Source organism: Collinsella sp. An2 (assembly GCF_002160065.1).
GTDB lineage: Bacteria > Actinomycetota > Coriobacteriia > Coriobacteriales > Coriobacteriaceae > Limicola.
Genome location: NZ_NFJW01000044.1, coordinates 1 through 1,446, shown reverse-complemented (window position 1 = coordinate 1,446; position 1,446 = coordinate 1). Strand labels below are relative to the sequence as shown.

1 protein-coding gene is annotated in these 1,446 nt (G+C 71.9%); it reads right to left on the bottom strand.

All coding sequences use genetic code 11. The annotated features are described in order from the left end of the window. Window positions 1-242: 242 nt before the first annotated feature. Window positions 243-1,322: an IS110 family transposase gene (locus tag B5F33_RS10730; protein ID WP_158095366.1), complete on the bottom strand. Its 1,080-nt coding sequence runs from the start codon at window positions 1,320-1,322 to the stop codon at window positions 243-245. Window positions 1,323-1,446 lie beyond the last annotated feature (124 nt).

Sequence of the window (1,446 nt, the reverse complement as noted above, 5' to 3'; positions counted from 1 at the left end):
GTCAAGCACTTGAACAGTCTCATATCCGCGGGTCGCCTCCCCTCGCGGGGATCGGTTGCCGCAAAAGGATGCCTTCGGCTGGGCGGAGCCGCTCCGGTGTCGGCCGGCGGCCGATTCTAGGATCGCACGCGCCCTCGCGGGCGTGCATAGGGAAAGCGCGGTTCGCCCCGGCGCCATCCCCGGCGGCGCGGTCCGGGGGCGGGCTATTCGCAACGGGCCGTCGCCGGCCCGATGGAACGCTCCTACGCCGGCATCACGGCGATCCACCATATCCACTCGCAGAGCTCCCGCGCGACGGCCACCTTGACCTTGTTGGCGGCGACGCCCCGGCCCGCGAGGTGCTCCCGGCGCCTCCTGAGCCTCCCCGCGCACTTGGCCGCCCTCGCCCTCACGAGCTCGGGGACGGACCCGTCCTCGGGCCTGGCGGGCCTGAACGGCCTCGCGTACGCCGACGCCGCCTCCACGAGGATGCGCCTCAGGTGCGAGTTGCCCGTCTTGGACACGCCGCCGCGCCTCGTCCTGCACCCGGTCGAGCTCTCCGACGGGACGAGCCCGATGTAGGAGGCGAACGCCGAGCCGTTCCGGAACCGCCCGAAGTCGTGCACCTCGCAGACCAGCGAGAAGGCGGCGACCCGCCCGATGCCGTGGATGCACGACAGGCGGGCCATGCGCCCCGCCAGCTCCGGGGAGGAGGCGACGGCGCGCAGGATCTCGGCCTCGACCTCGGCGAGGCGCTCCTCGAGCCGGTAGACGGCGGCGAGCTTCTGGCGGAAGACGAAGGTGTCGGCCGGCTGCGCGAACTCGTGCGACTCGGCCCACCTCCTGAACGTCTTGGTCCAGCGCTTCTTGGTGAGCGTGTAGCGGGTGCCGGTGAGCAGCAGGAAGGACGCGACGCGCTGCCGCGCGGCCCTCAGGTCGCGGGCGACCTCCCCGCGCAGGCGCGAGAGGTGGCACAGCGACTCCTCCCGCTCGGTGGGGACGCGCACGGCCCGCACGGAGCCCGCCGCGTGCATGCGCGCCAGCCACTCCGCGTCGATGCGGTCGTTCTTCCTGCGGTCGCTGCGGCGGGGCAGCTTCGAGGTCGCCGCGACCACGCACGCGATGCCCGCGGCCCGCAGGGCCCTCGCGAGGCCGAAGCCCGTCGGGCCCGCCTCGTAGCAGCACGTCCCCCCGGAGAGCCCGTTCTCGCCGATCCAGCGGACCAGCTCGGCGGGGTCGCCGGACAGCGTGGCCTCGAGGGCCTCGCCGGTGTCCCGGTCGAGGGCGAAGACGCAGTTCTTCCCCGCGTGGGCGTCGATCCCGATGCTGATAGAATTGGCCATGGGAAGCCTCCTCTTTGACTGCGGTGCGCGACCGCCGTTTGCACTGACAACAACGATTGTCGCCCAGCCCGCGCTCATGCAAAGGGGAGGCTCCGACCGATTAGTTATCGGTCATATCTTCTAG

Bases quoted from the DNA above. Each gene is read 5' to 3' on its own strand.
- B5F33_RS10730 (WP_158095366.1), bottom strand. From the start codon at position 1,322: ATGGCCAATTCTATCAGCATCGGGATCGACGCCCACGCGGGGAAGAAC.